The organism is Agrobacterium sp. ST15.13.013 (assembly GCF_027956525.1).
GTDB classification, from domain to species: domain Bacteria; phylum Pseudomonadota; class Alphaproteobacteria; order Rhizobiales; family Rhizobiaceae; genus Agrobacterium; species Agrobacterium salinitolerans.
In genome coordinates this window covers 1-1223 of record NZ_JAQKGP010000073.1, presented here as the reverse complement: position 1 = coordinate 1223, position 1223 = coordinate 1, and the positions used below count along the sequence as shown (strand labels likewise).

Below are 1223 nucleotides of genomic sequence, written 5' to 3'. Positions count from 1 at the left end.
GCGAGCTCTACCAGGACAAATTCCCAGCCTTGCCGGACTACACAGCCGCCATCGATCGGATTGCAAAACGCCAGGAAGTTGTCGCGGCACGTGGCGAGGAGAAAACTTCCGCCCCGATAGACCTGGCGCCCCAAACGCCGCCCGACGCTGCCGATGCGGCAGTCAATAACCAGAAAAGAATCGTCGAGGCCTTGCAGGCAGGCGACCACAAGAAGCTTGTGGAAACGCTAGCCGCAACCGGCTCCCTTGTTGAGAACACAAATCTCGTATCAACGTTGAAAGCGATAGCGCAGACTTATGAAAGAGACATTAGTGCGGACCCCGAGAAAGTCCGCGCTCTCTACGCCAACAAACGTGATCATGTAGATTTGCTTGCCGAAGAGATCGAAAAGCAGGGCCTTGCATCCGGTCGCCTGAGTGGCGACCCTGTCAGCTTCAAGGCGTTTAACAACAAGGATATCCGTTTCAGGGTCGGTGACAGGCTCAGCGTCACTAGCAGCTATAGGAATCTCATTGCCGGTGAAGCCGGCCGGATCGAAAAGATCGAAGGCAAATCCGTTACCTTCAAACCCGATGGCAGCAGTCAGAGCAAGACCTTCGAGGCCAGCACCGGCGAGCCGGGTGACAGGGGTGTCAAGGGCTATAAGATTGAGGGGCCCACGACAATCATCGGCTCCGCCTACGAAATCAGAAATCACGACGATGGCAGGCGCGTCGATCAGGTTTATGTCTTGCACAGTGCCATTTTCGGCTCAAATGCCGCGAGCGCCCTGTTGAGCAAGGCCGACGAACGAACCCAGGTTTTCACCGTGCAAAGCGACACGGCTGACAGACACATCTTGGCCAGCCAACTCAGCAAGCCTGGCAGCGAGCTCTATCAGGACAAATTCCCAGTCTCGCCGGACTACGCAGCCGCGATCGACCGGATCGCGAAACGCGAGGAACTTAGGGCCGGACGTGGCGAGGAAAGTCCTACTGTTCAAATGGAGCCGGTGAACCAAACGCCCTACGAGGCGGGACATTGGACGCCTGACAGTCAAAAATCTGTGGTGGAAGCCCTGCAGGCTGGCGATCACAAGAAGCTCGTGGAAACGCTCGCCGCAACCGGCTCCCTTGTCGAGAAAGCGGACGCCGGGTCGGCGCTGAAAGCAATGGCGGATGCTTACGAAAGGGATATCAAGGCAGATCCCGAAAAGGTCCGCATGCTCTATGCCAATCGGCGC

General features: G+C 57.2%; 1 protein-coding gene. It reads left to right on the top strand.

Features of this window, described 5'->3' with window-relative positions:
* Positions 1-1223: hypothetical protein (locus PL597_RS25910; RefSeq protein WP_174033863.1), on the top strand; the 1223-nt coding region annotated here is incomplete at both ends.